We start from the raw sequence: 23346 nt of genomic DNA, 5'->3' as shown, positions 1-23346 counted from the left end.
CGCAGGACACCGACCGTTCACCCGGGGTGACGACACTCGCCCGGTACGCAGAGAGAGGCCCTCCCCATGCGCGAAGTGTTCCAGCAGGAGCTGCAGGACGTCCAAGAGCGTCTGACCGAGATCTCCGGACTCGTCGAGTCCGCGATCACCCGAGCCACCGAGGCGTTCGGCGAGTCGGACGTCACCCTCGCCGAGGAGGTGATCGCCGACGACGCGAAGATCGACGCCGCCGCGTCCGCACTCGACGAGGTCGCCATCGACATCCTCGCCCGCCAGGCACCGGTGGCCCGCGACCTCCGGGTCGTCGTCACCGCGCTCCGCGTGAGCTCGTCGCTCGAGCGGATGGGCGACCTGGCCGAGCACATCGCGCAGCTCACCCGCCAGCGGTTCCCGGAGAAGGTGGTGCCGAAGGGCCTGCGGCACACCTTCCGCGAGATGGGCGTCCACGACGTCGCGATGGCGCAGAAGCTGACGCGTCTGCTCGCCACCGAGGACATCTCCTTGGCGGCCGAGATCCGCGACGAGGACGACGCAGTCGACGAGCTGCACGCCAGCGTCTTCGACTTCGTGCTCGGCGAGGCGTGGAAGGGCGGGCCGGTCGACACGGTCGACGCGACCCTGGCCTCCCGGTACCACGAGCGGTTCGCCGACCACGCGGTCTCGATCGCGAAGAAGGTCGAGTACCTGGCCACGGGCGACTGGGCCGGCGCCGCCAACGTCACGACGTCCCCGGCCTGAGGCCGACGGACCGGCAGGCCAGCCTGGGGCCGGCGGGCCGGTCCCGCAAGACGCACGGTGGGCGGTTGCTCGCAGCGGTACTCCGTTGCGCGCAGCCGCCCACCTTGCGTTTCGCGGGGTCGGGACCTGGGAGGATCGGGGCATGGCCCAGGTCGCGATCATCGTCAACGGCATGCCCGGTTCCGGCAAGAGCACGGTGGGGGCCGCCCTCGCCGAGGTGCTCGGCTGCCCCTTCCTGTCGAAGGACCGGGTGAAGGAGCCGCTGGCCGACATCGCCGGCCCGACGATCCCGTCGGCAGTGCTCGGCGGCATCGCCATGGACACGGTCTGGTCGATGGCCGGGGCGGTCGAGAACGGGGTCGTCGTCGACGCCGTCCTGCTGCCGTCCCGTGACCGGGACTTCCTGGAGGCCGGACTCACCACCGCCGGGTCGCCGCGCGTCGTCGAGGTGTGGTGCGACGTCGACCGGGCGAACGCCGAGGCTCGGCTGCGGGAGCGCTACGAACCGGGCACGCTGCCGATCCGGCACGACGTGCACGGTGACCTCGCCGCCATCCTGGCGTTCTGGGACGAGCACGAGGCCACCGCCGGACCCGTCGGCGTGGGGCCGGTCGTCCGCGTGCAGACCGATCGGCCCTACGACGTCGGCGGCCTCGTGCAGGAGATCGCCGCGCACTTCGGGTGACGCGTGATGTACACATCACATTCCGCATGTTCTCCGGAAGCTGCGACAGGGTGCTCCTGGCCGACCTCGGCCACGATCAAAGGAGCCCCCGATGACCACGTCAGACATCCGCGCACGCCGCATCACCACGACCCTCGTCAGCTGCGGCGTCGCCGGCCTGCTCGCCCTCGGCGCAGCGACCCCGGCCACGGCCGCCACGACGGCCCCGGGCGGATCGCCCACCAGCACCTCCGCGGCGTCGGTCGCCGCACCGCCGGCGCCCGGCATCGACGGCATCGCGGTCCGTGACGGCCGCACGCTCCTCGTCGGCACCGGTATCCCCGGCGCCAGCGTGCTCGTCTCCCCGTTGTCCGCCCTGGCACGCGTGCACTCCGACGGCCGCTGGAGCGCCGAGATCCGTCGCACCGTGACCACGTTCACGGCCGAGCAGCGCGCCGGCGGCATGCACTCGTCCGCCGTCACCTGGCACGTCGGCGACGCGCCGGTCCCCGCCGGTGCGACCCCGCCGGCGCCCGCGACCCCCGAGCGTCCGGTCGTCCAGGGCATCCGGCACGCCGACGGGAAGTCCTGGCTCGTCGGGACCGGGACGCCGGGTGGTCGGATCTCGGTCGCGAAGAACTCCCGGGGATCCTGGCTGACGACCGTGACCGCGGACGGCACCTGGAAGATCGACGTCACGAACGAGTACGTCACCCGGTCCGCCGTGAAGCAGGGCCTGAACGGCGTGACGTCGACGGCGGTCGTCATCTCCTTCAACACCCTGGAGGACTCGTTCTGGGGTCCGGAGTTCACGATCATCGCGTCCTGAGCGGGTCGGGCTGATCGGATCCGCCTGATCAGGTTCGGCCCGCAGACAGCTGTGGCGCGGGGTGCCTCGACACCCCGCGCCACACGCGTCCTCGCTCCCACGGCGCGCTCCTGCTCCTCGGCGCGCAGCGCTCCTACTCCTCGGCGCGCAGCGCTCCTACTTCTTGGCGCCCTGGGCGGCGACCGCCGCGGCACCGGCGGCAGCAGCCTCCGGGTCGAGGTAGTACGCCGGCTTCGTCGGACGGAAGTCGTCGTCGAGTTCGTAGACGAGCGGGATGCCGGTGGGGATGTTGAGCCCCGCGATGTCGTCGTCGGAGATGCCGTCGAGGTGCTTCACGAGCGCCCGCAGCGAGTTGCCGTGCGCCGTGACCAGGACGGTCTTACCCGCACCGAGGTCCTTCGTGATGTCCGACTCCCAGTAGGGCAGCAGTCGGTCGATGACGAGCTTCAGGGACTCGGTCCGGGGCAGCTGGTCACCGAGGTCCGCGTACCGACGGTCGTGGGCCTGCGACCACTCGGCGTCGTCCGCGATGGGGGGCGGCGGGACGTCGAACGAGCGGCGCCACTCCATGAACTGCTGCTCGCCGTACTGCTCGAGCGTCTGCGCCTTGTCCTTGCCCTGCAGGTCGCCGTAGTGGCGCTCGTTGAGACGCCAGTCGCGCTTGACCGGCAGCCAGGCAAGGTCCGCCTCGAGCAGGGCGATGTCGGCGGTCTGGATCGCCCGGGTCAGCAGGGACGTGTACAGGACGTCGGGGACGATGCCGGACTCGGCGATGAGACTGCCGGCCCGCTTCGCCTCCTTCTCGCCGAGCTCCGAGAGCCGGACGTCGACCCAACCGGTGAACAGGTTCTTCTGGTTCCAGTCACTGTTGCCGTGACGGAGCAGGACGAGCGTGGAGGTCATGCGCCCGAGTCTACCGAGCAGTGCTCCACCCGTACCCTGGTCCCATGCCCGGGAACCCGTCGCCGATCGGCACCGTCACCCGCGGGACCACCGGGCACAACCGCCTCCGCCGGGTCGACCGGTGGATCGCGACCCTCCCGGTCCTCCGCCGCACCGACGATCCGCTGGTCGCCGACGTCGGCTACGGCGCGAGCCCGACGACGACGCTCGAACTCCGTGACCGGTTGGCCCGGGTCCGGTCGGACGTCGAGGTCACCGGCATCGAGATCGAGCCGTCCCGGGTCGCCCTCGCGAACGCCGGAACGCGCGACGGGGTGACGTTCCAGCTCGGCGGTTTCGAGACCCCGACGCCGGGCGGCCGACGACCGGCGGTGATCCGGGCCTTCAACGTGCTGCGGCAGTACGACGAGTCCGCCGTCGTCGGCTCGTGGCGGATCATGCAGGACCGGCTGCAGCCCGACGGCCAGCTCGTCGAGGGCACCTGCAACGAGGTCGGGCGGGTCGCGTCCTGGGTCACGCTCGACCGGGAGGCCCCGCACACCTTCACGGTCGCGCTGCGGTTGGCCGGACTCGACGTCCCGAGCATCGTGGCGGAGCGGCTGCCGAAGGCGCTCATCCACCGCAACGTCCCCGGTGAGCGGGTGCACGGGTTCCTCCGCGACCTCGATCTGGCGTGGGCCGTCGCGGCGCCGCTCGGCACGTACGGGCCCCGGCAGCGCTGGATCGCGGCCGTCCGGGGCATGCGCGACCGCGGCTGGCCGGTCGCGCACGGGGTCGCCCGCTGGCGCCTCGGCGAGCTCAGCGTCCCCTGGTCCGCGGTCGCCCCCGCCTGACCGAGACTCGGCCCGGCGGACGGATTCGCGGCCGACACCGCGCGAAAGTGTCCGCAGTGCCGAGGCTCGCCCAGGCGGACGGATTCGCGGCCGACAACGCGCGAAAGTGTCCGCAGTGCCGAGACTCGGCCCGGCGGACGCGGCGCGGCAGCGACGCGCGCCGGGGCTACGGGCGGCGGACCGCTCCGAGACGCGGCAGCCGCGGCACGTCGGCCGTCGCACCGGCACCCGGCGGGACGATGACCTGCTGCGCCGCGGTCACGACGACGTCGTCCGCTGCGATGGTCAGCACCGCCGCCGGGTCCAGGGACCGCTTGACGACCGCGAGCCCGACCGGCCCGAGCTCGTGGTGCGTGCCCGATGCGACGAGGCGCCCGACCTCGGTGCCGTCGAGCGTCACCGGGCTGCCGGCCGAGGGCACGACGCCGTCCGAGCCGTCGAGGTGCAGCATCACCAGGCGCCGCGGCGGACGCCCGAGGTTGTGGACCTTCGCGACGGTCTCCTGCCCGCGGTAGCAGCCCTTCGACAGGTGCACGGCGGAGCGGAGCCAGTCGAGCTCGTGCGGGATCGTCCGCTCGTCCACGTCGGACAGCGAGGGACGCCAGGCAGCGATCCGCAGGGCCTCGAGTGCCAGGAGGCCCGCGGTCGGCACGTCCGACGCGGCCACCTGGGCAGCGGTGTCGGGGGTGACCACGGCGATGCGGAGGGTCCAGTCGGTGCCGGGGTGGGCCTCCTGGTCGGCGTAGCCCCACCCGCCAGGCGTGACGGACGCCCACGGGTCGGTCCAGGTCGCCAGCGGTTCGGCACCGTGGAGCGGGTCGGCGCCGTCGAACCAGCCGAGGGTGGCGAGGTCGGCGGATCGGTCGGTGACCTCGACGCGCAGCATGAAGCGCATCGACGAGAGCCACGAGGCGAGCGGTTCGGCGTCCGCGGGTTCGGTGAGCAGCCACGCGGTCTCGCCGTCGTCGACGACGCGTGCGGCGTGCTCGACCCGACCGGAAGCGTCGAGCACCAGGGTCTCGGTGCTCACGCCCGGCGCCAGGCCGAGCAGCAGCTGGGACGTGATCGAGTTCAACCAGGACAGCCGGTCGGGTCCGGACACGGTGACGACCCCGAGGCCGAGCTCGACGACGGCACGACCGCGCGCGAGCAGTCGCTGCTCACCCAGGGGGTTGCCGAAGTGGGCGGCCGGCCCGGTGGCGGCGGCGACGAACCCGTCACGGACGGCGAACGGCGAGGCCATCAGTCGACCTTCGCGAGCTGCCCCGAGGCGTGTGAGGTGAGTTCCCGGCCGAGCGCGGCGATGTCCCACGCCCAGAAGAGCTTGCCCTCGACCAGGCCGTACATGCGGGTGGCGGCCGAGTACTCCTTGGCGTTGGCGGAGCGCATCACGGCGTCCGTCGCCAGGTCGATGCGGCCCTGCTTGACGCGCCCCACGTAGAGCTCGTTGACGCCGGTCGGGTGGATGATCGCCGCTTCGACGTCGAACCCGCTCGTCTGGTTGCGCAGGGTCTCGACGCTCTGCGTGGTCGAGAACGGCACCGGGCCGTCGCCGAGCAGCATCGCCGGACCGCGGTCACCGGGCTCGGACGGACGATCGAGGCGCCAGTAGCCCATCTCGGCGGCGAGCGGGGTGTGGTCGTCGTCGAGCAGCCACGTCGTCGAGGAGTAGTTCAGGTACGGCAGGCCGTCGTGGCTGAAGCTGATGCGCTGACCGAACTCGTACGTCCGGACGTCGTCGTCCTCGCCCACGGGGTACTCGACGACTCCGGTGCCTTCCCAGACACCGACGAGCCACGACAGCGGGACGAGTTCGGCGGAGAGACCCTCGGGGAGTTCGATCACCGCTGGCCCTTGAAGAGCTTGACGACGACGGTCACCGAGATGAAGGCGATCGCGAGCGACGCCAGGCCCAGCAGGCCCACGTAGAAGAGCTCGAGCGCAAGCAGCGAATCCATGCCGGAAGTCTACGCGGACCGGACCGAGAAGCCAGGAGGCTCAGCGCACCGGCAGGATCAGCGCGCCAGCAGGATGAGCGCCGTCACGAGGACGACCACGAACGACCCCGACGACGCGATGCTGATCCGCTCGACCAGGCCGTCCTTCGTCTGGGTGGCGAGCTGCAGGACGAAGCTGACGAACACCGCCGCGACGAAGACGAGCAGCAGCCAGGCGAACGAGTCCTTCTGCGTCAGGGTCAGCACGAGCACCGACCCGACGACCGCGAGCAACCACACCGGCACGACCGACGTCAGCCGCAGCCGGCGCTGGCTCGGCACGACTTCCGGGTCGGGGCCCACGGGGGGCGTCGTCTCGCTCACGTCCCCATCATGACAGCCACCTGCTGCACCGTCCGTCCGGGTGGGCGCCCCGGGCTCACTAGGATGGCGCAACGACGTCTTCTCCCTCTGGAGGTCCTGTGGCACAGCTCCTGGTACTCACCTCGGCCGCGCCCGGCGACGTCCTGCCGAGCCTCGGCCTGCTGAGCCACCGGATCCGGCACGTGCCCGCCGAGGCCGCCCAGCTGGTCAACGCACCGCAGAGCGACCTGATGTTCGTGGACGCCCGCACCGACCTGGTCAGTGCGAAGGCCCTCTGCAAGATCCTCGCCACGAGCGGATCGACGACACCCGTCGTGCTCGTCGTCACCGAGGGCGGCCTCACCGCGGTGACGACCGAGTGGAACATCGACGACGTCGTGCTCGAGTCCGCGGGCCCGGCCGAGGTCGACACCCGCATCCGCCTGAACGCCGGCCGGGCCTCGAAGAACCAGACCGGCTCGAAGATCCAGGCCTCCGGCGTCGTCATCGACGAGGCGAGCTACTCCGCGAAGGTCCGCGGCCGGCCGCTCGACCTCACCTTCAAGGAGTTCGAGCTCCTCCGCTTCTTCGCCACCCACCCGGCACGGGTCTTCACCCGCGAGCAGCTGCTCAGCGAGGTCTGGGGCTACGACTACTTCGGCGGCACCCGCACGGTCGACGTCCACGTCCGACGGCTGCGCGCCAAGCTCGGGGACCTCGAGTCCCTCATCGGCACCGTCCGCAACGTCGGCTACCGCTTCAACGTCCACGACGACGACGACCGCCTCCCGGGTCAGTAGTGCTCGCCGTCGTCGAACAGCTCGCCGACGCCGCGGTCGCGGACGGCGAGGCGCCCCCCTTCTCCGACCAGACCCTCGTCGACCTGCGCGCGGGCCGCGCCCAGGTCCTCGGGGACGACACCGGCGTCGCGGTCGTCCGGGACGGCGAGGTCGAGGTCTTCGTCCGCCGGGAGGCCCGTGGCCTGGGCATCGGGACCCGTCTCGTCGAGCAGGCGCTCGCCCGCACGGACCCGCCGTCGCGGGCCTGGGCGCACGGCGACCACCCCGCCGCCCGTGCCCTCGCGGCCCGGGTGGGTTGGTCCGCCGAGCGGACGCTGCTGCAGTTGCGCGCACCGGTGCCGACCGCGCCAGCCGACCCGCGCCTCCCGGACGGCTACCGACTCGACGCGTTCCGGGCCGGTTCGACCGAGGACGAGACCGACTGGCTCGCGCTGAACGCCGCAGCCTTCGCGTCGCACCCCGAGCAGGGGCGGATGACGCTCGACGACCTGCGAGCCCGCGAGTCCGACGGCTGGTTCTCCGGCGACGACCTGGTCCTGCTGCGCGACGCCGACGGTGCACTGGCCGGCTCCTGCTGGCTCAAGGTCGAGGACGGCGTCGGCGAGTACTACGCCGTGGCCGTCCGGCCGGACCTGCAGGGCAGGGGCCTCGGCGGGGTGTTGATGCGCGCCGGCGCCGCCCGACTCGTCGACCGTGGCCTGCACGCCGTCGCGCTCTACGTCGAGGGCGACAACGCACCCGCGCTGGCGCTCTACCGCCGCCAGGGCTTCGTCGACCACACGGTCGACGTCCAGTACGCGGCGCCGACCGGCCGGTAACATGGACCGTCGGTGACGCACCGGCGAAGGTGGGTTCGGGGGATCTGTGGCGGAGTACGGGCAGCACGCGCAGCGCTCGCAGTACGGCAAGGGGGAGCCACTCGGCGCGTCCTACCGGCTGGTGGAGCTCCTGGGGACCGGCGCGTCCGGCGAGGTCTGGCGGACCGAGCACACCGCGACCGGTGAGCAGCTCGCCGCGAAGCTGCTGCGCGCCGAACTCGCCGCCGAGCCCGACGTCGTCGAACGCTTCGTCCGGGAGCGCTCGGTGCTCCTGGCACTGCAGCACCCCTCGATCGTCCGCGTGCGCGACCTGGTCGTCGAGGGCGACCGGCTCGCCATCGTCATGGACCTGGTCGGCGGCGGCTCCGCCCGCGACCTGCTGCTCGCCGTCGGCACCCTGCCGCCGCGCGACGCCCTGACCATCACCGCCGAGACGCTCGACGCACTCGCCGTCGCGCACGAACGGGACGTCAGCCACCGGGACGTCAAGCCCGACAACGTCCTGCTCGACCACGAGTGGACCGCCGGCAGCACGGGCGACGTCCGGGTGTCCGACTTCGGGATCGCCTCGGTCGTGGCCGAACGCGACCGGAAGACCACCGGGCTCCTCGGCACGCCGCAGTACATGGCGCCGGAGTCGATCAGCCAGGGGCGCTCCGGTCCGGCCTCGGACGTGTACGGCGCCGGTGTCATGCTCTACGAACTGCTCGCCGGACGGACGCCGTTCGCGGGCCCCGGCACCGACTTCGCCGTCGCCTACCGGCACGTGACCTCCACGCCGCCGCGGCTCGACGTCCCCGACGCCCTCTGGGCCGCGCTGTCGTCCCTGCTGGCGAAGGACCCCGCTGCCCGTCCCTCCGCGGTGGACGCCGCCGCGACGCTCCGCCGGCTCGCCCGGTCGCTGCGGGACACCCCTGCGCTGGAGCGGGTCGACGACCCGGAGGCGTTCGACGAGGTCGAGCGGCCCGCCACGGTCGTCCGCGGCGGGGTCGGCTCGGCAGGCAGCGGGACCGCTATCGCCACGATCGGCACCGACGGTGCTGCGCTCGCGTCGGCCGAGGACGGCGCCGAACCAGGCCCCGTGGAACCCGGGCCGGAGCTCGGACCCGCCGGCTCGCAGACCGTCATCCGGCCGCTGGCCCGCCCGGTCCTGCCCGCAGCACCCGCCGAGGTCGCGACCACCCGACGGCGCTTCACCCGGCCCGACTGGCTGACGAACCGGATGCTGCTCCTCGGCGTCGTCGGGATCGTGCTGGTCGTCGTGCTCGTCATCGCGGCCGTCGTCTGGCTGCCCGGCGCCGGGAAGAAACGTCCTGGCGGCGGCGCGACCGGGGCGCAGAGCGCGAGTGCCTACGAACAGGACCGGCCGCTGCCGACCGGCCTGACCACCACCCGCAAGGCCGTGGTGAACGCCTCGGCCGGCACCATCGAGCTGTCGATCACCTACGCCGCGCAGACCGCGCCGCTGACCGGGCCCCTGCTCGAGGTCCTCCCCGCGGCGACGAAGGGTGCCGACTGTCCCGTCGCCACCTGGAGCGGTGAGGGCGTCACCGCGAAGCGGAACCAGCCGTCGCTGACCGGCGTGGACACCGCCTGCGCGTGGAGCCTGTCGGGCGTCGACATCGAGGCCGGCGGCTCCGTCACGGTCCAGGCGACGGTGCCTGCGGACACGATCGGGTCAGGAGCCGGTTCGTCTGGCTCCGGGTCGGGTTCGTCGGCCGGGGGCGGCTCCGGGGCCGGAGGTTCGGCGCTGCAGGAGTGGCTCGACGCCGTCGGCGCGGCGACCACCGCCGCCGTGACCGACCAGTCCGTGAGCGGGACCGCGTACCCGGTGCAGCGCCTGCAGGGCATCGACGTGCGCACCCCGGACCGCAGCGTCAGCCAGACCACCCTGCCCGTCACCCTCGTGCCGGTGTGGCCGAGCGGTGCGGACGAGCTCAACCCGCTCTACCGCAGCCCGAGCACCGGTCGGCCGTCCGAGATGCTCGTCGACGTCGCCGGCGGGGAGTCCGGGGTCCGCTTCGCCGACGGCTGCTCGGGCGCGCTCGCGGTGTCGTCGGACGGGCTCGTCGTGACCGCACTGTCGGTGGCGCCGTCCTGCACGGTGCGGGCGACGGTCGGGAACTTCACGAACCTCGAGAGCGACCCGTTCGGGATCACCACGCGCGACTGAGGTCGGTGCCGTCGCGGGGGCGGCCGGCGGGCGGGTCCGCCAGGTTCGCCGGGTCGGCGCGTCCGATCTGGTCGGTGCGACAGTCGGTCGGTGGGGCGGCCGGTCGGTGCGACGGCCGGTCGGGAGGCGTGTGGCGGCGCCGCCACGCGCCTCCCGGCCGCCGGTCGGTGCCCAACGCGACAGATGGCCGCCCGAGGTCGGCGCAGATCGGTCGCGTTCCTGGCCCGGACGGGGCCGGTGCGCCGCGGCGATCGGTGGCGGGAACGGTCAGCTGGCGGCGGAGGCGGTCTGCACGAGTCGGACCGCGCCTCCGGAAGCGGCGTAGCCACGACCGACGGTCAGCGCCACCGGCGAGCGGCGGGGCAGGGTCACGCCGAGGAGCTCGCCGTCGTAGTCGACGTCCGGCTGCAGGAGCACCCCGCAGCGGGACTTCCGGACCGCCCGCGTCCAGTGGCTGTACATCGTGCGGAGGTCGGCGGAACGGCCGGACGCCACGACGCAGAGGCCAGGGCGTTCGGTCGACAACACCGACGCGATGCTCTGGTCGGCGTCGTCGAACCGCTCGGCGTCGTCGATGAGCAGGAGCACCGGGCCGCGCTCGAGTCGGAGGCCCGCGAGGAGCGCCGGGACCTCGTCCGCGCCGACGGCGATGCGGTCGAACGAGCCGGACGCCAGCGGTGAGCGGCGGTCACAGATCGCCCACACCGCGGGTCGGACTCCGTCGGTGTTGCGCGCCGACTCGGCCAGGGCCAGGAGCACCGACGACTTGCCGGACCGTGCGGGGCCGGCGACCAGGACGTGCTCGCCGTCGTAGACCTCCAGCAGAGCGGTGCCGAGGTCGTCCTCCGCGATGCCGACGGGCATCTGCCACGGCTCGGAGTCGAACCGGGCGGGCACGCTGAGGTCCGCGACCGACACGGCTCCCGGCAGACGACCGACGGCGCTGGCCTTCGGCGCGGTACCCGGCCAGGCCTCGGCGACGGCGCGGACGGCCTCGGTCAGGGTCCCGCTCGGTGTGCCGACGTGCGACTGCAGCTTGCTGATCGAGTCGATGAAGCGGCCCGGGACCGGCGGCGGGACGTCCTTCGGGCGGACCCCGATCGTCGCGTAGTCGTACGGGTCGGCGAGGCGGAACAGCCACTTCTGCGTCGTCACCTCGTCCATCGCGGACGGGACGGCCTTCGCGCGGGTGGTCGAGACCGCGAACGAGATGCCGAGCGCCGGCCCCTCGGCGTAGACGCGGTAGAGGGCGTCGAGGAGCTGCTGGCCCTCGAAGTCCTGGTACTCGTCACGGAGTGCCGCGAGGCCGTCGAGCAGGACGACCGCGCGGCGACCACCCGGCGCTGCGCGGCGACGGTCGAGTTCGGTCCGCAGGTAGCGGAGCATGCGTGCCTGCAGTTCACCCGCGCCCGCGCCGGAGCCGACGTACGCGCTGGTGTGCGGCAGGTCGGCGAGCGGGGCCAGGTCGCCGGCACCCATGTCGAGCACCAGGAGGTCGAGGTCCTCGGGGCTGGTGGTCCGTGCGAGCTGCAGGGCGATCGACGCCAACGCCGTGCTCGTCCCGCTGCCGGGGATGCCCATGAGCATGAGGTTGCCCTCGGTCCGGTCCCAACCGGTCGTGACCTGCCGCTGGTTGTCCGGGTCGTCGGCGAGTGCGACCGGGACCGTGCTCGGTGCGCCGGCCGGGCGGTCGGCGGGGACCAGCGTGTCGAGTGCGACGGAGGTGCCGAGCGCCTCCGGCCAGATGGGGCGGGGCGGGGCGTAGCCGGCCTCGTCGTTGGCCGCCGTGATGGCGTCGATGAGGACGTCGAGGTCGGTCAGGTCGGAGGCGGCCGGAGCGTTGAAGGCGATCGGTGCCGGCACACCGAAGACGTCGGTCGGACGCACGGTGACCGGTTGCTCGGCGCGGAGGTCCCGCGCACGGCCGGTGACCAGTGCGGTCTGCACGGGCGTGATGTCGTCCTGCCCGAGCTTCACGTAGGCGCGACCGGTCTGCTGGCGCCCGATGCCCGCGGCGGAGGGGACGCCGATGACGTTCGTCGAGTCCTCGCGGCTCTGCACACGCAGTGCCACGCGCATGTTCGTGTTGGCGAGGATGTCCTCGCTGACGACACCGGCCGGTCGCTGGGTCGCGAGGAGCATGTGGACGCCGAGGGTACGACCGACCGCGGCGATCGCCACGAGCGAGGTGAGGACGTCCGGGAAGTCCTTCGCCAGCATCGCGAACTCGTCCACCACGAACAGCAGACGCGGCATCGGCTCCGCCGGCTTCGTCGCCAGGTACGCGTCGAGGTTGTCGATGTCCGCACCCGCTGCGGCGAACACCCGCTGCCGACGACCGAGCTCGGCTTCGAGGGCACGGATCGCCCGGTCGGCGAGCTGCTCGTCGAGGTTGCTGATCGTGCCGATCGTGTGCGGCAGACGCTCACACGCGGCGAACGCGGCACCGCCCTTGAAGTCGACGAGCAGGAAGTTGAGGCGCGTCGGGTCGTTGCGGGCGGCGAGCCCGGCGACGAAGGACCGCAGGAACTCGCTCTTGCCGGAGCCGGTCGTGCCACCCACCAGGCCGTGTGGGCCGTCGCGGACCAGGTCGATCTCGAGGACGCCGCTCTCGGACGAGCCGATGGGCGTCGAGAAGCCGGTGCGGGCCTCCCAGGCGGCGCGGATCGCGGACGCGGCGGACGGCTCGCCCGCGGTGCCGGACGTGCCGGCGGAGGCACCGGCCGCGGCGCCGCCGGCGGCGGTCGCGGCGTTCGTCAGCAGGTCGGGGAGCCGGACGAGGGCCGGCAGGGACGCCCCCGGCACCAGGAGTTCCGGGTCGTCGAAGTGGGCGACGTGGCGGGCGCAGAGCTCAGCGGTCTCCGGCGACAGCCCGGCCAGCACGACGTCCTCGACGCGGGTCCGGTCCTCCGGGCGGTAGACGGTCGCCGCGGCGTCCGCGCTGACCGTGATGATCGTGGTGCACGCCGCGGGGAGCTGCTGCTCGTTCGTCGCGATGACGATCCCGCTCACCCGACGCGGACGTTCGCCCGGCCGACGCACCTGCCCGAGGGCGCTCCGGCCGTGCCCGAGCAGGCTGCGGGCGGGGGCGTCGCGGCCCTCGGTCAGGACCTCGGAGTCGATGAGGACGAGGAGTTCCGGCGTCGGCAGTTCGTCGATCGACTCACGGAGACCCCGGAGGACCGCGGCACCCTGGTCACGCTGCGCCGACATCCACCGCTGGCCGGTGCTGCTGCCCGCCACGCGGGCGTGCGGCAGCCAGGAGGCCCAGGACCAGTCGTCCTCGCGGCCCCGGTCACAGAACACACCGACGGTCAGGTCGGCGGGCCCGCAGTGCACGGTCGCCTGGACCAGGAGGCTGCGGGCCAGTGCGAGCGCCCCCTCGCGGTCGCCGACGATGCCGACCACACCGGCGTCGCTCAGGTCGGCGACGACGGGCGCGGCGGTGAGCTTGCTCGACTCGATCGCAACCTTCGCGTCCTCTTCGAGCTTCGTCTGCGTCGCCCGCGAGTCCAGTTCCGGCCGCCACGGTGCGTCACCGGTGCCGGCGTGCAGGCTGAGGAAGTCCACGTCGTCGGCGCGACGCTGCCACAGCGTCGTGGACGGCAGGAGCGCACGACGGACGACACTCGCCGGATCGGGCACGAGTTCCTGCCGTCGAGCGGCCTCGATGGCGGCGGCCGCCGTGATCTCACCGCTGAAGCCACGGACCGCCTCGGCGAAGCGCTCGTCCTCTTCCTTGAGGTTCCGCGCCCGCCGGTGCTTCTGCTCGAACCACATGCCGATCGCCGTCACCGGGCTGAGGAGGGCGAAGAGCGCGAACCGGGCGTCGCCGAGCAGGAGCACCATCGCGCCGGCGAGGACCAGCGGAGCGGCGACCGTGATCCAGCTGAACTTCGACGCGGGCGGGACGTCACGCTTCGTCGGCGGGGACACCGGCTCGACCGCGGTGTTGCGGCCCGGGCGCGGCGGACGGTTGAAGGGCGCCGTCGCCGCCGGGGTCAGGTTCGGCAGGGACCCGGGCGCAGGCACCGGCGTCTCGTGCAGGTCCGGGCGGACGAGCAGGACCGCTCCGCCGACGATGACGCTCGTGCCGACGGTGACGAGCACGCCGTCCTCGTCGAGCCGCTCCCCCGCCACCACGGTGCCGTTCGTGGAGCCGGCGTCGCGGATCCGGACGCCGTCGTCCTCGCGCTCGATCGTGCAGTGCTCCCACGAGGCGCTCTCGGTGGGCAGGACCAGGTCCGCCTGCGGGGCGCGGCCGACCACGAGCCTCCTGGAGCGGGGGACGGACACCACCGAACCGGTGACGAGGCCACCCGCCAGGGTGACCGTCCAGCCGTCGACCAGCTGCGGGCGCTCCTCCGGCGTGCGGGCGATGCGCGAGCCCTCGAGCAGGACCAGGTCACGGAGGGGTGTGTCGACGCTCGTCCGGTGCCCGTCGACCGCGAGGGTCGTGCCGGGCTCCAGCGCCAGGCCCGTCGCCGACTCGACCAGTTCGCCGAGGGAGCTGGCGTTCGCCCAGCCGTCGACCTCCACCGCTTCACGCCGGTCGTCGAGCTCGATCAGCAGACGCATGCGCGCTCCTCGTCGTCCGTGGTGTGGTGGGTGCTGCCGGCCCGGAGGTCAGCGCGCCGTCGAGTCCTGGAACCAGACGAGCGACGCGGTCTGCTCGGTCGTCGCCGGGCGCAGGCCGAGCGTCTGCGAGGAGGCCGCGAGCACGGTCGCGTCGGAGCGGAGGGCCTGCTGCTGCCGGAAGTCCAGCGCGGGACCGGCGATGCCGTCCCCGGCGTCCAGGCGCAGTGTCGACAGGGAGTCCGCGACCGCGGACGGCTTGTCGCTCCGGGCCGCACCGACGGCACGGACGAGCGCGACGACCGCATCGTGGCTCCGGGAGTCCGCAGCCCAGGCGACGGCGCTGAACGGCTGGTCGGCCGTGAGGTTCTGCGCATCCGCGTCGTCGGCGAGGACCCGGACCCCGCCGAGGAACGCGGACATCGCCCGTCCCTGCGCGTCGGAGGTCAGGGCACGCGCGTCGTCCGTCGCGACCCCGGTCGAGACGAAGGTGCCCGACAGGCTGCCGTTCGCCGCGGCGAGGGCGGTGCCGAACGCCGGGCTCGTCGCATCGGGGGTGAGCACGACCGGGACGGTGACATCGGCGGACTGGAGGGCCGCGACGAACGCACCCTGTCGTGCGGCGGGACCGCTCACCACGACCGCGTCCGAGTCGGGCTTCGTGGTCTCGGTGTCCGTCGGCGCGGCGGTGGCGTCCGACGTCGCGGTCGTCGGGGTGGCACCCGTCCGCTCGGCCACGGTCGTCGCGAGCGCGGCGTCGTCGGCCGAGTCGGCGGCGTCCATCACGTGGGCGAACCGGATGCCGGACGGCGCACCGCCACCCAGGTCCACGAGCAGCGGGGCGTCGGCGCCGCGGATCGCACGCTGCATCGCCGCGCTGACCGACGTCCGGGACGGCCCGGTCGACCAGGACCCGTCGCCACCGTCGGCGTACGGGAGCACCACCGGGACACCGGCGTCGGACGCGGCGTCGAGCGCACCCGAGACGTGTGCGCCGGACGAGGCGACGACGATGCCGGCCACGCCGCTGTCGACGAGCTGCTGCACGGCGCGCTTCGCCCCGCTCGCGCTGCCGCCGTCGTTGCGGGTGACGAGTTCGACGTCGGTGCCACCGAGGGTGAGGCGCTTCGCCGCGACCAGGGCGCCCTGCGCGGCTTCGTCCCACTCGGACCCCTCGCCGTCGCCGAGCGTCACGACGACACCGATCTTGGTGCCGTCGGGCACGTGGGCGACCCGGATCGGCACCGGGACCGTCGCCGGCACGGCTTCGGCCGCCGGGGTGTTCCGGTCGATCACGAAGACCACCACCGCGAGGACCACGGCGATGACCAGGACGGCCAGCGCCACGATGACGAGCGGCTGCCGTGGACCGCGGACGTCCGGCGTCTCCTCGACGGCCTGGTGGGTCATCGTGCGGCTCCGATGGTGAAGGCGTACAGCGTGGTCGAGGTCGCGCCCTTCGGCACGTCCATCCGGAACGCGGGCAGTGCCGTGGCGGCGTCGAGCGAGGCGCGGAACTGCTCCTGCTGCAGCAGGATGCCCGCGACGTCCTCGGCACGGACGTTGGCGTACCCGGCGGCGTTCTGCGAGGCGAGGGCCAGCTGGTAGTCGGCGGAGTCGGACTTCGCCGCGCTGGTCGCCATCGCACCGAGGATGCCGGACCCGTTGACCTTGCGGTCGCCGAGGTCGAGCATCACGCGGTTGAGGTCGCCGGTGAGCAGCGTGCTCGCGCCCTCGACGTCGCGCGTCGACGCGGTGGTGCTCGCGTCGATCTGGGCGAGGCTCTGCTTCGTCTGCGCGTCGACCGCACCCGCGAGGGCGGTGTTCTGCTGCTCGAGCTTGCCCTTCTGCTCGTCGATCGTGCCCTTGGCGCCGTTCGTGACGTCCTTCGAGGTGGAGCGCAGACCAGCGATCGACTGGTCGAAGGCCTTCAGCACGGCTGCGTTGCTGCTCTCCGCTTGCTTCGAGACGTCGCGGACCTGCTGGTCGATGAGGGCGTCGATCTTCTTGGCGGTCTCGTTGTTGGCGTTCGCGAAGGCGTCCTTGACCTTCTGTGCGAGGGCGTCCTGCTCGGTCTTGAGCATGTCGAGCTTGGCCTTGATGTCGTCGCCAGCCGTGTTCGCTGCGGCCGATGCAGCACGCAGTTCGTCGAGGGTCCCGCTCGTGCTCTTGTCGTTGTCGTCGATCTTGCCGACGGCGTCCACGCGAGCGCTCTCTGCACGGTTGAGGGCGTCCTGCAGGTTGGCGATGACCGAGCTGATGCCGTTCTCCGGCTTCTTGAGATCAGTGCTGTCGATCACGGCGTCCCAGTCACTCGCCTGCGCATCGAGGCGCTCGTCCATCGGGGCCGAGTACCCCAGCGGCGGGTTCAAGGTCTTCCCGTCGCCGTCATCGACGCACGGCTTCCGCGTCAGGTAGGACCGGAGTTCGTCGGCCTGCTGTTCGGTGAGCCCGGGCAGCTTGGGCAGCAAGCCGGTCGGATCGGTGGGCGCGATCATCTGGCAGATGCGCTGGGCAAGAGCGGCGTTCTGCCCCTGCAGTGACCGGTCGCCTGCGGAGGCATCGAGCTCGCCGATGACGCCCCGAGCGCCGACTGCACGGTCATGGACTGCGCCGACTGCCTGGACGAGTGGATCGACGGTCTTGAGGGCATCCTGGATGCGCTCACGGAGTGCGGTCAGGGCCACCTCGCGGTCGTCGACCCCGCCCGATGATTCGGACGCGAGATCGGCGAGGACCTGGTCGATCCCGGCGAGCTTCGAGTCGAGCGTGCCGTAGCTGTCGATCGCCTGCTGCGCGAGCTCCGGCTGCAGGCTGGCGGCCAGGTCGTCCCCAGTCGAGACGAGCTTGGTGAGCGCGGACGTGATGGTCGTCGACGAGGCGAAGAGCGCGCACGTGAGGGACGACTTCGCGTCATCGGCGGCGCACTTCTCCGCTGTCGGCTCAGTCGGTCCGACCGATGCTGCGAGCTGCGTGCTGACCTGCTGCTTGCAGGCTTCGCTGGCTTCGGCGTACCCGGCGAGCTGTGCGGACACGCGGAGCAGGTTGCCGTAGACGCTGGCCCCGCCCGCAGCCGGCTGCGGCTCCGCGGCGCATCCCTGACCGTCGAGGGCCGGGGCCGGAGCAGTCGCGGAGGTGTCACCGAGCAACGCATCGAGGCTGGTCGTCGTCTCCTGCAGCTGCTGGAGGACCGTGGACTGGGTCCCGCTCACCGTCGACCCGAGGTCGCCCTTGAGGGAGCTGAGCTGACCCGAGAGCGACTGCATCGTGCTGGCGAGCGACGAACTGCTCTCCTTGAGCCGCTCGGCCGTCCGGACACCGAGGGTGGCGGAGGTCGTCTCGAGGTTCGACCGGACCTCGGTGATCGTGCTGCCGGCGCGCGCCAGGACCTCGTTGACCTGGGAGATGAGGTCGATCGTACGGCGCTGCAGTGCCAGCTCGGAGTCGGTGTCGGACCCGAAGGCCGCGTTCACCACACCGGTCGAGGACAGGTCCGTCGAGATGCCGGGCTGAGCGGCCATGTCGAACGACGGTGCCGCGAAGTCGTCGACGTTCGCGACGAGGTGCAGGGTGGTGCTGGCGCCCGAGGTCGGCGGGGCGAGCAGTCGTCCCCACTGCACGACCGCGTCACCGTCGCCGTTGGCGCTGACGACACCGTCCGTCGCGGTGGCGTCGTCGGACGTGTCGGTGACGATCTTGCTCGGCTTCGTCCCGGGCAGGACGGTCGACGCCGCGATGCTGAAGGGAGCGCCGACGAGGGCAGGGGTCGTCCGGGAGGCGCCCGCCACGTCGTACGTGAGGTTGCGGGACCGCACGGTCAGGTTCTCGACGGTCAGGTCGATCTCGACCCGGCCGGAGTAGCCCGCGAGGTCTGCGAGGTCGGTACCGCTCTTCTTGGCGGTCGTGTACTGGGTCGTCACGCGCAGCGGTAGGTCGGTGGCGGCCTTCGCGGCGTCGTGCTCGGTGACCGACGAGGACGAGCCGTCCTTGCCGACCGAGATCGCGGTGTCGGAGATCGCGGTGATCGACCCGTCCGCCGCCAGCTTCGTGTCGACCGTCTGCAGCACGCGCGACGGCTTCTCGACCGTCTGGTCCGACGAGGTGCACCCCGAGAGCACCAGAGCAGCAGCACCCGCCATCGCGACCACGGCGAGCGCGCGGCCGCTCTTCGTTCGTACCCCTGGATGCAGCATGCGCAACGACATTGACGACCGTCCCCCTCAAGAACCGACAAGCGATTCGATCTTAGCCGGGTAGCGCACCTCCCGGGTTCCGTTCTCCACAGGCTCGGGACTCCCCCGTTCGGGCCACGTGGGGCGCTAGCCACGCTCCGGGGTCCCTCAGCGTTGCCTGCGGCGTCCCAGATGGGAGGCACCCTGGTTCACCGCTGCTGCCTGAACCCGAAGACGACCACTCGCTCACGCACGCTGACGAGGAGTTCGCGGAAACGGAACGAAGCCGCGCCGATCTCGAAACGGGTCCGGCCTCCTGCTTCGAGCCGACCAGCGATCGCTTCCTTGTTCTCAGCCGTGACCCCCCGCCGGAGCACGAGAGGTCCGCACTCCCTCGTCGAGATCTCGACCTGCTCGAACGACGATCCGATCCCCTTGCCCGAGGAGCTCGATCCGACGTCTCCCTCAGCGGCTGTGACGGTGCACGTGACGGAGATCACGTGGGACCGGTCGTAGGCATGCAACGCGTACGACCCGCCGAGGACCAGCACCGTGATGAGAGCCATCGCGATCAGTATCAAGACGACGAGGACGCCGCCTCGCCGTCGCCCGGGCTCCGCGTCAGATCCGGCTGCGGTACTCATGAGGCGCTCAGCCATTCCACACCTTCCGTGATGACCATCGACAGCTCATGCGGGCCGGTACCCGAGCAGCTCCGGAGATGCGCCGAACACTCGCAGCAGAGTCCGCGTCGTCAAGGATCCGTCGCCGACCTCGAGTTCGTACGTGGTTCCGCTCTTGAAACTCGATGCGACGTCACGGCTGTTGTCCGTCGTGACTCCCTCACGTAAGACGAACTTGCCACACTCGCGTGACTCGATGACGACCTGCGGTGTCGATGCGCCGACGCCCTTCGCCGAGCGCGAAGATCCGGTGCTGGCTTCCGCGGAAGAGACCACGCACACCAATTGCACGCGGTGTGCGTCGTCGTAGGACCGGAGCACCGTGGGCCCGGCGAGGAAGAACGAACTCACGAAGACGATGACGAAGGCACACAGCACGAACAACACCCGCGCCGTGGTCTTCGACATCTTGCGCTTCGCAACAGGCATCATGATCACCGACCTCGCGCAGCTCGCAAGCGGAGGAAACGCAAGTGACCGCCGAGCACCGCACTTCCGAAGGCGCTCGCGATGAAACTCGGGATGAGGATGAGCCATGTCCCACCGATCTGACGACTGGTGAAGATCACGGCGAGCATCAGTATCACGAGCACCGGCGACCCGACGCTCGCCGGGCAGAAATAGAAGACTCCGCCGATGAGCAACAGCCCACCAGCGGTGCCGATGAGAGCGATGGGCAGAACCCCCGCAACTCGGTCTCCGACAGAGACGACGGGGAAGACGACTCCCATGATCACCCCTGCGACGGCGACCACCAGGGCGATCGGTTGCTGATCCGTACCTCGATCAGTTGTCGACTTCATCGACCACCTCCTGTTTCGGACTGGCATCGGGCTTCGATGGCTCCACGGTCCTCACCCTCGTCCTCAGATGGAAGAACTCGAGCAGGCCACGAATAGCGATGGAACCCTTGCCCACTGAGAAGGTCTGAACAGACCCACTCGGGAAGCAATCCGCGACCTGGTCACCATTCGCGAGAGTGACCCCGTCAACGTAGACGAATCTTCCACAGCTGGTGTCGAGCAGCACTTCAGCGCCGGATGCACCAATCCCACCCGCGGATCGGGACGATGTCTTGTTCATCTCCGATGATTGAATGGTGCACCGCAACTCGACCACGTGCGCAGCATCGTAGGACTTCAACAGAGCCGGTCCACCCACGAAGAAGCCGACCGGAAGGACGATGAAGGCGAACAGCATGAGCACGGCCACGAAGCGATCGAAGAGTGTTCGACGGCGGCTGCGCAGAGCACCACCGAGCGATTCCGCAACTGGCTTGTTCATGCTTCTCCCCTTGCGATCGTCCGACGCGTCTGCGGCGTTCGTGCGGGTATCAGATCGGTTCAGTTCCCGCCGTCAGCACGTACACCGGTCACATCGGGAGCCACGCCAAAAGCTTGGAACAACCCGCGGAGGCGTGCGGAACCTCCACCTATCCGGAAGTCGTAACGCTCACCTCGGACGATCTCAGCAGCTCTCTTTTCCGCGAGCGCCACAGTGAGCCCTCGGCTCAACACGAGATTGCCGCAATCCGGCGACCGGTACTCCACCTGGGGCAACGATGTACCTCCCCCCTTCAGCGACCGAGTTGAAGCCGAGCCAGCGTAGGCGGCGGTCACCTCGCAACTGATCGTCGTCATGTGCGCCTTGTCGTACCTGGTGAGGATCTCGGGCCCGATCAGGAAGACGAACAGCACGATCGCGAAGAGCGCCAACACCAGCAGCGACGCCACCCACTGCACAGGCCTCGAGTACTTTCGCACGCTGTCACCGTTCTGGTCCAAGGGGTTCACATTTCCTCGTTTCGTCATCCCGCTTCCAACTCGACCTCACGCGCGTCGAGGCTCCCTGACGAAGACCGCCTGCCGAATGGTGTCCAAGAAGGGATGCAGCTTGTACGAGCCTGCCCCGACCTCGAACTTCCACGTCGTGCCGGCAGCGAAGCCGTCAGCGATGGATTCCTTGTTCTCCGACGTCACGCCCCAGCGCAGCGTCAACGTCCCGCAGTCCGACGTCACGATCACGACCTGGTTACTGGACGAACCCACACCGTTGACCGAGCGCGACGTCCCCACACCGGTGTGGGCAGATCGCACCTCGCAGGTCACCTCGGTGCGGTGGGATGCGTCGTACGCCTTCAGCGTGATCGGGCCGACGAAGATCACGAGCACCGGCACCAACACGACCAGGACGAGGATCCCGATCGCGACGAGACGATCACGGCGCTTCGAGCGCCTCCGTCCAGTGATGACTCCGGTCGTGGATGAGGCCACGATCACTCCCTGTCTCTTCGTTCCAGCAACGCCGAACAGATTCCCGCTCTACGTGAGCACTGACACGAGAAAAGTGAAGGACCCGGACGTCCGATCTGCTGTCGGCTCCTCCGCTCGAGAGCAAGACCCCTGAGTCTGATGCTCTTCACACTGCTCATCTGTGGGCTCGGGCTGCCGAGGTGCGACGTTCGGCTAGTCAGCCTCGTGACCAGACCAGGCAGCGATCTGTTTCAGATGAACGAGGGCCGAACTGTCAGCACCTGCGTGCCCTCCCACCAGTCGGGTTCAGGTTGCACCGTCTGGCCGAGCTCGAACGCCATTGCGATGGCGACCGCCGATTCGAGGTCGATCACGAGTCCGCGGTCCACCGGAGCAGTGACGTCTCCGAGTCGGACCTCGACCTCACCGGCCTGGGAAGGTCTCGCTGGCATGCGCCAGGAGTTGTCGTCCCGGACGTCCGCCGCTTCGAAGACGACAAACTGACTTTTCGTTCCGTTGCACACATCCAGACGAGCATGATCGCGAACGATGGAGACCATGGCCCTTTGCTGGCCATCGAGAGCTCGGACCTTCGCTTCAACCTGCGCGGCAGTCGGAGACCACTCGCGGAATGTTTTGCCCTTGAGGTCCCAGTCGAGGTAGTGCCGGGACTCTCCGGCCCTCGCTCGCCGTTCGCCCCGTCGCCGTCCGATCATCGCGCCCGTGAACCAACCGGCGAAGATGGAGAAGAACCATGCCACCCGCGCAAGCGGCACTCCCGTCAAACCGGCCAACTGCAGCAGAGGGACCCCGACCGCCAGGACCATCAAGACGCCCAAGAGCCATTCCCGCGCGAACGAGGCGAGTACGAATCCAACGACGAACGGCAGCAGAACGCTCGCAAGCACGAGAACCACCGGCTGGGAACCTTGGATCGCGGAAGTCAAGGCAATCGTGAGCAGCACGACGACGATCCCTGAGTTCCAGATGATCGTCGCGCGGGTCATCGGCCGGGGCGCACGCCTCCGTGGCACAGAATCAGCCATGGAACATCTGCCATAGCGCGTCGCCGGTACCGCCGACAGCAGCATCTGAGGCGGCCGAACCCCACAGAGCGACACTGTTCGGCTGGTTGCTGAACAGTCCGCTTCCGGTCTGCGGCTGCGTGTACGGCATCTTCCTCAGGGCCTCCATGTTCGAAGATTCGAACCGGTGATTGACTGCGGGAAGGTGAACAGCGACACCACCGGATACAGAGCTGAACGCCAGGTCCTGCCATGTGAGGTCGTGGCCCCCGATCATGGAGGACATTCCAGATCCGCCTGCGGCGCTCGCCGATCCGATCAAGGTGCTCGCTCCCTTCGCCACCAGCCCCTCAACCGGACGCCCCAACGTCTCCGCGATGGTACCGCCAGCCGGACCGCTGAGCCCTCCGAGTGAGCCGCTGACGAAGCCGCCGACCGAGGATGCCACCAGGCCTCGGCCGGTGATCTGCTCGCCCTTCGCCACGGAGGCCCCCAGGTAGACCGCTCCGGACGTTCCAGATGAGATCGTCCCATAGTTCCTGGTCGTGATATCGATCTGGAGAAGGGCAACTCATCTTTGG

The 23346-nt window shown here is 70.8% G+C and carries 22 protein-coding genes; 7 read left to right on the top strand and 15 right to left on the bottom strand.

The genetic code is table 11. The features are described 5' to 3' along the window. Positions 1-66 precede the first annotated feature (66 nt). From phoU to JOD51_RS02295, 3 genes are all read left to right on the top strand, one after another. Positions 67-738, top strand: a complete 672-nt coding sequence (gene phoU / locus JOD51_RS02305) for a phosphate signaling complex protein PhoU (RefSeq protein ID WP_204606865.1) — start codon at positions 67-69, stop codon at positions 736-738. Positions 739-880: 142 nt separating this feature from the next. Continuing rightward, a complete protein-coding gene (locus JOD51_RS02300) occupies positions 881-1423 on the top strand; it encodes a P-loop nucleotide/nucleoside kinase family protein (protein WP_204606864.1) in 543 nt (180 codons plus the stop codon). A 91-nt stretch (positions 1424-1514) separates the two neighbouring features. After that, positions 1515-2231, top strand: coding sequence for a hypothetical protein (locus tag JOD51_RS02295; RefSeq protein WP_204606863.1), 717 nt, complete (start codon positions 1515-1517; stop codon positions 2229-2231). Positions 2232-2387: 156 nt separating this feature from the next. On the opposite strand, the gene JOD51_RS02290 is transcribed toward JOD51_RS02295, so the two are convergent. Further along, positions 2388-3134 carry a phosphoglyceromutase gene (locus JOD51_RS02290; protein WP_204606862.1) on the bottom strand — a complete coding sequence of 249 codons (747 nt, stop codon included), beginning with the start codon at positions 3132-3134 and terminating at the stop codon, positions 2388-2390. Between the two features lie 44 nt (positions 3135-3178). Here JOD51_RS02290 and JOD51_RS02285 point away from each other — a divergent pair, with 44 nt between their 5' ends. Then, positions 3179-3967, top strand: a complete 789-nt coding sequence (locus JOD51_RS02285) for a class I SAM-dependent methyltransferase (RefSeq protein WP_204606861.1) — start codon at positions 3179-3181, stop codon at positions 3965-3967. Between the two features lie 166 nt (positions 3968-4133). Here JOD51_RS02285 and ygfZ read toward each other — a convergent pair whose 3' ends face one another. The 3 genes from ygfZ to JOD51_RS02270 all read right to left on the bottom strand — a co-directional run bounded on the left by ygfZ (position 4134) and on the right by JOD51_RS02270 (position 6288). Further along, positions 4134-5210, bottom strand: coding sequence for a CAF17-like 4Fe-4S cluster assembly/insertion protein YgfZ (gene ygfZ / locus JOD51_RS02280; protein ID WP_204606860.1), 1077 nt, complete (start codon positions 5208-5210; stop codon positions 4134-4136). Beyond that, positions 5210-5812 (bottom strand): heme-binding beta-barrel domain-containing protein, encoded by a 603-nt coding sequence (locus JOD51_RS02275; protein WP_204606859.1) that lies wholly within the window; start codon positions 5810-5812, stop codon positions 5210-5212. Before JOD51_RS02275 ends, ygfZ begins: the two co-directional genes overlap by 1 nt. Positions 5813-5982: 170 nt before the next feature. Further along, positions 5983-6288: a hypothetical protein gene (locus JOD51_RS02270; protein WP_146248056.1), complete on the bottom strand. Its 306-nt coding sequence runs from the start codon at positions 6286-6288 to the stop codon at positions 5983-5985. Between the two features lie 98 nt (positions 6289-6386). Between JOD51_RS02270 and JOD51_RS02265 the strand changes: the two genes are divergently transcribed. The 3 genes from JOD51_RS02265 to JOD51_RS02255 are packed head-to-tail and all read left to right on the top strand — an operon-like array spanning position 6387 to position 10058. Next, entirely contained in the window at positions 6387-7067 is a 681-nt protein-coding gene (locus tag JOD51_RS02265) for a response regulator transcription factor (RefSeq protein ID WP_204606858.1), read from the top strand. Continuing rightward, positions 7067-7885 (top strand): mycothiol synthase, encoded by an 819-nt coding sequence (mshD, locus tag JOD51_RS02260; protein ID WP_204606857.1) that lies wholly within the window; start codon positions 7067-7069, stop codon positions 7883-7885. Before JOD51_RS02265 ends, mshD begins: the two co-directional genes overlap by 1 nt. A gap of 46 nt (positions 7886-7931) precedes the next feature. Then, a complete protein-coding gene (locus JOD51_RS02255; RefSeq protein ID WP_204606856.1) occupies positions 7932-10058 on the top strand; it encodes a serine/threonine-protein kinase in 2127 nt (708 codons plus the stop codon). A 267-nt stretch (positions 10059-10325) separates the two neighbouring features. Here the strand turns inward: JOD51_RS02255 and JOD51_RS02250 are convergent, their stop codons facing one another. The 11 genes from JOD51_RS02250 to JOD51_RS02200 all read right to left on the bottom strand — a co-directional run bounded on the left by JOD51_RS02250 (position 10326) and on the right by JOD51_RS02200 (position 23249). Further along, positions 10326-14636 (bottom strand): type VII secretion EssC family protein, encoded by a 4311-nt coding sequence (locus JOD51_RS02250; protein WP_204606855.1) that lies wholly within the window; start codon positions 14634-14636, stop codon positions 10326-10328. A gap of 48 nt (positions 14637-14684) precedes the next feature. Further along, positions 14685-16043: a type 1 periplasmic-binding domain-containing protein gene (locus JOD51_RS02245; protein WP_204606854.1), complete on the bottom strand. Its 1359-nt coding sequence runs from the start codon at positions 16041-16043 to the stop codon at positions 14685-14687. Beyond that, the gene (locus JOD51_RS02240; protein ID WP_204606853.1) at positions 16040-18838 is read right to left on the bottom strand and encodes a hypothetical protein; all 2799 of its coding nucleotides are present in this window, start codon (positions 18836-18838) and stop codon (positions 16040-16042) included. The genes JOD51_RS02245 and JOD51_RS02240 overlap by 4 nt, the downstream gene beginning before the upstream one ends. 176 nt (positions 18839-19014) lie before the next feature. Continuing rightward, positions 19015-19371, bottom strand: coding sequence for a hypothetical protein (locus JOD51_RS02235; protein ID WP_204606852.1), 357 nt, complete (start codon positions 19369-19371; stop codon positions 19015-19017). Between the two features lie 123 nt (positions 19372-19494). Next, complete coding sequence (locus tag JOD51_RS02230; RefSeq protein ID WP_204606851.1) at positions 19495-19896, bottom strand: hypothetical protein; 402 nt, start codon at positions 19894-19896, stop codon at positions 19495-19497. 26 nt (positions 19897-19922) lie between these two features. After that, a complete protein-coding gene (locus tag JOD51_RS02225) occupies positions 19923-20291 on the bottom strand; it encodes a hypothetical protein (RefSeq protein WP_204606850.1) in 369 nt (122 codons plus the stop codon). Continuing rightward, positions 20275-20772 carry a hypothetical protein gene (locus tag JOD51_RS02220; protein WP_204606849.1) on the bottom strand — a complete coding sequence of 166 codons (498 nt, stop codon included), beginning with the start codon at positions 20770-20772 and terminating at the stop codon, positions 20275-20277. Before JOD51_RS02220 ends, JOD51_RS02225 begins: the two co-directional genes overlap by 17 nt. Before the next feature lie 59 nt (positions 20773-20831). Next, positions 20832-21251 (bottom strand): hypothetical protein, encoded by a 420-nt coding sequence (locus tag JOD51_RS02215; RefSeq protein ID WP_204606848.1) that lies wholly within the window; start codon positions 21249-21251, stop codon positions 20832-20834. A gap of 66 nt (positions 21252-21317) precedes the next feature. After that, a complete protein-coding gene (locus JOD51_RS02210) occupies positions 21318-21767 on the bottom strand; it encodes a hypothetical protein (RefSeq protein ID WP_204606847.1) in 450 nt (149 codons plus the stop codon). A gap of 224 nt (positions 21768-21991) precedes the next feature. Beyond that, positions 21992-22747 (bottom strand): hypothetical protein, encoded by a 756-nt coding sequence (locus JOD51_RS02205; protein WP_204606846.1) that lies wholly within the window; start codon positions 22745-22747, stop codon positions 21992-21994. A 31-nt stretch (positions 22748-22778) separates the two neighbouring features. Beyond that, the gene (locus JOD51_RS02200; RefSeq protein WP_204606845.1) at positions 22779-23249 is read right to left on the bottom strand and encodes a hypothetical protein; all 471 of its coding nucleotides are present in this window, start codon (positions 23247-23249) and stop codon (positions 22779-22781) included. Positions 23250-23346 lie beyond the last annotated feature (97 nt).

This window comes from Curtobacterium herbarum (assembly GCF_016907335.1).
GTDB lineage: Bacteria > Actinomycetota > Actinomycetes > Actinomycetales > Microbacteriaceae > Curtobacterium > Curtobacterium herbarum.
The sequence above is the reverse complement of the archived record's forward strand: the minus strand, read 5'-3'. Positions and strand labels throughout refer to the sequence as shown.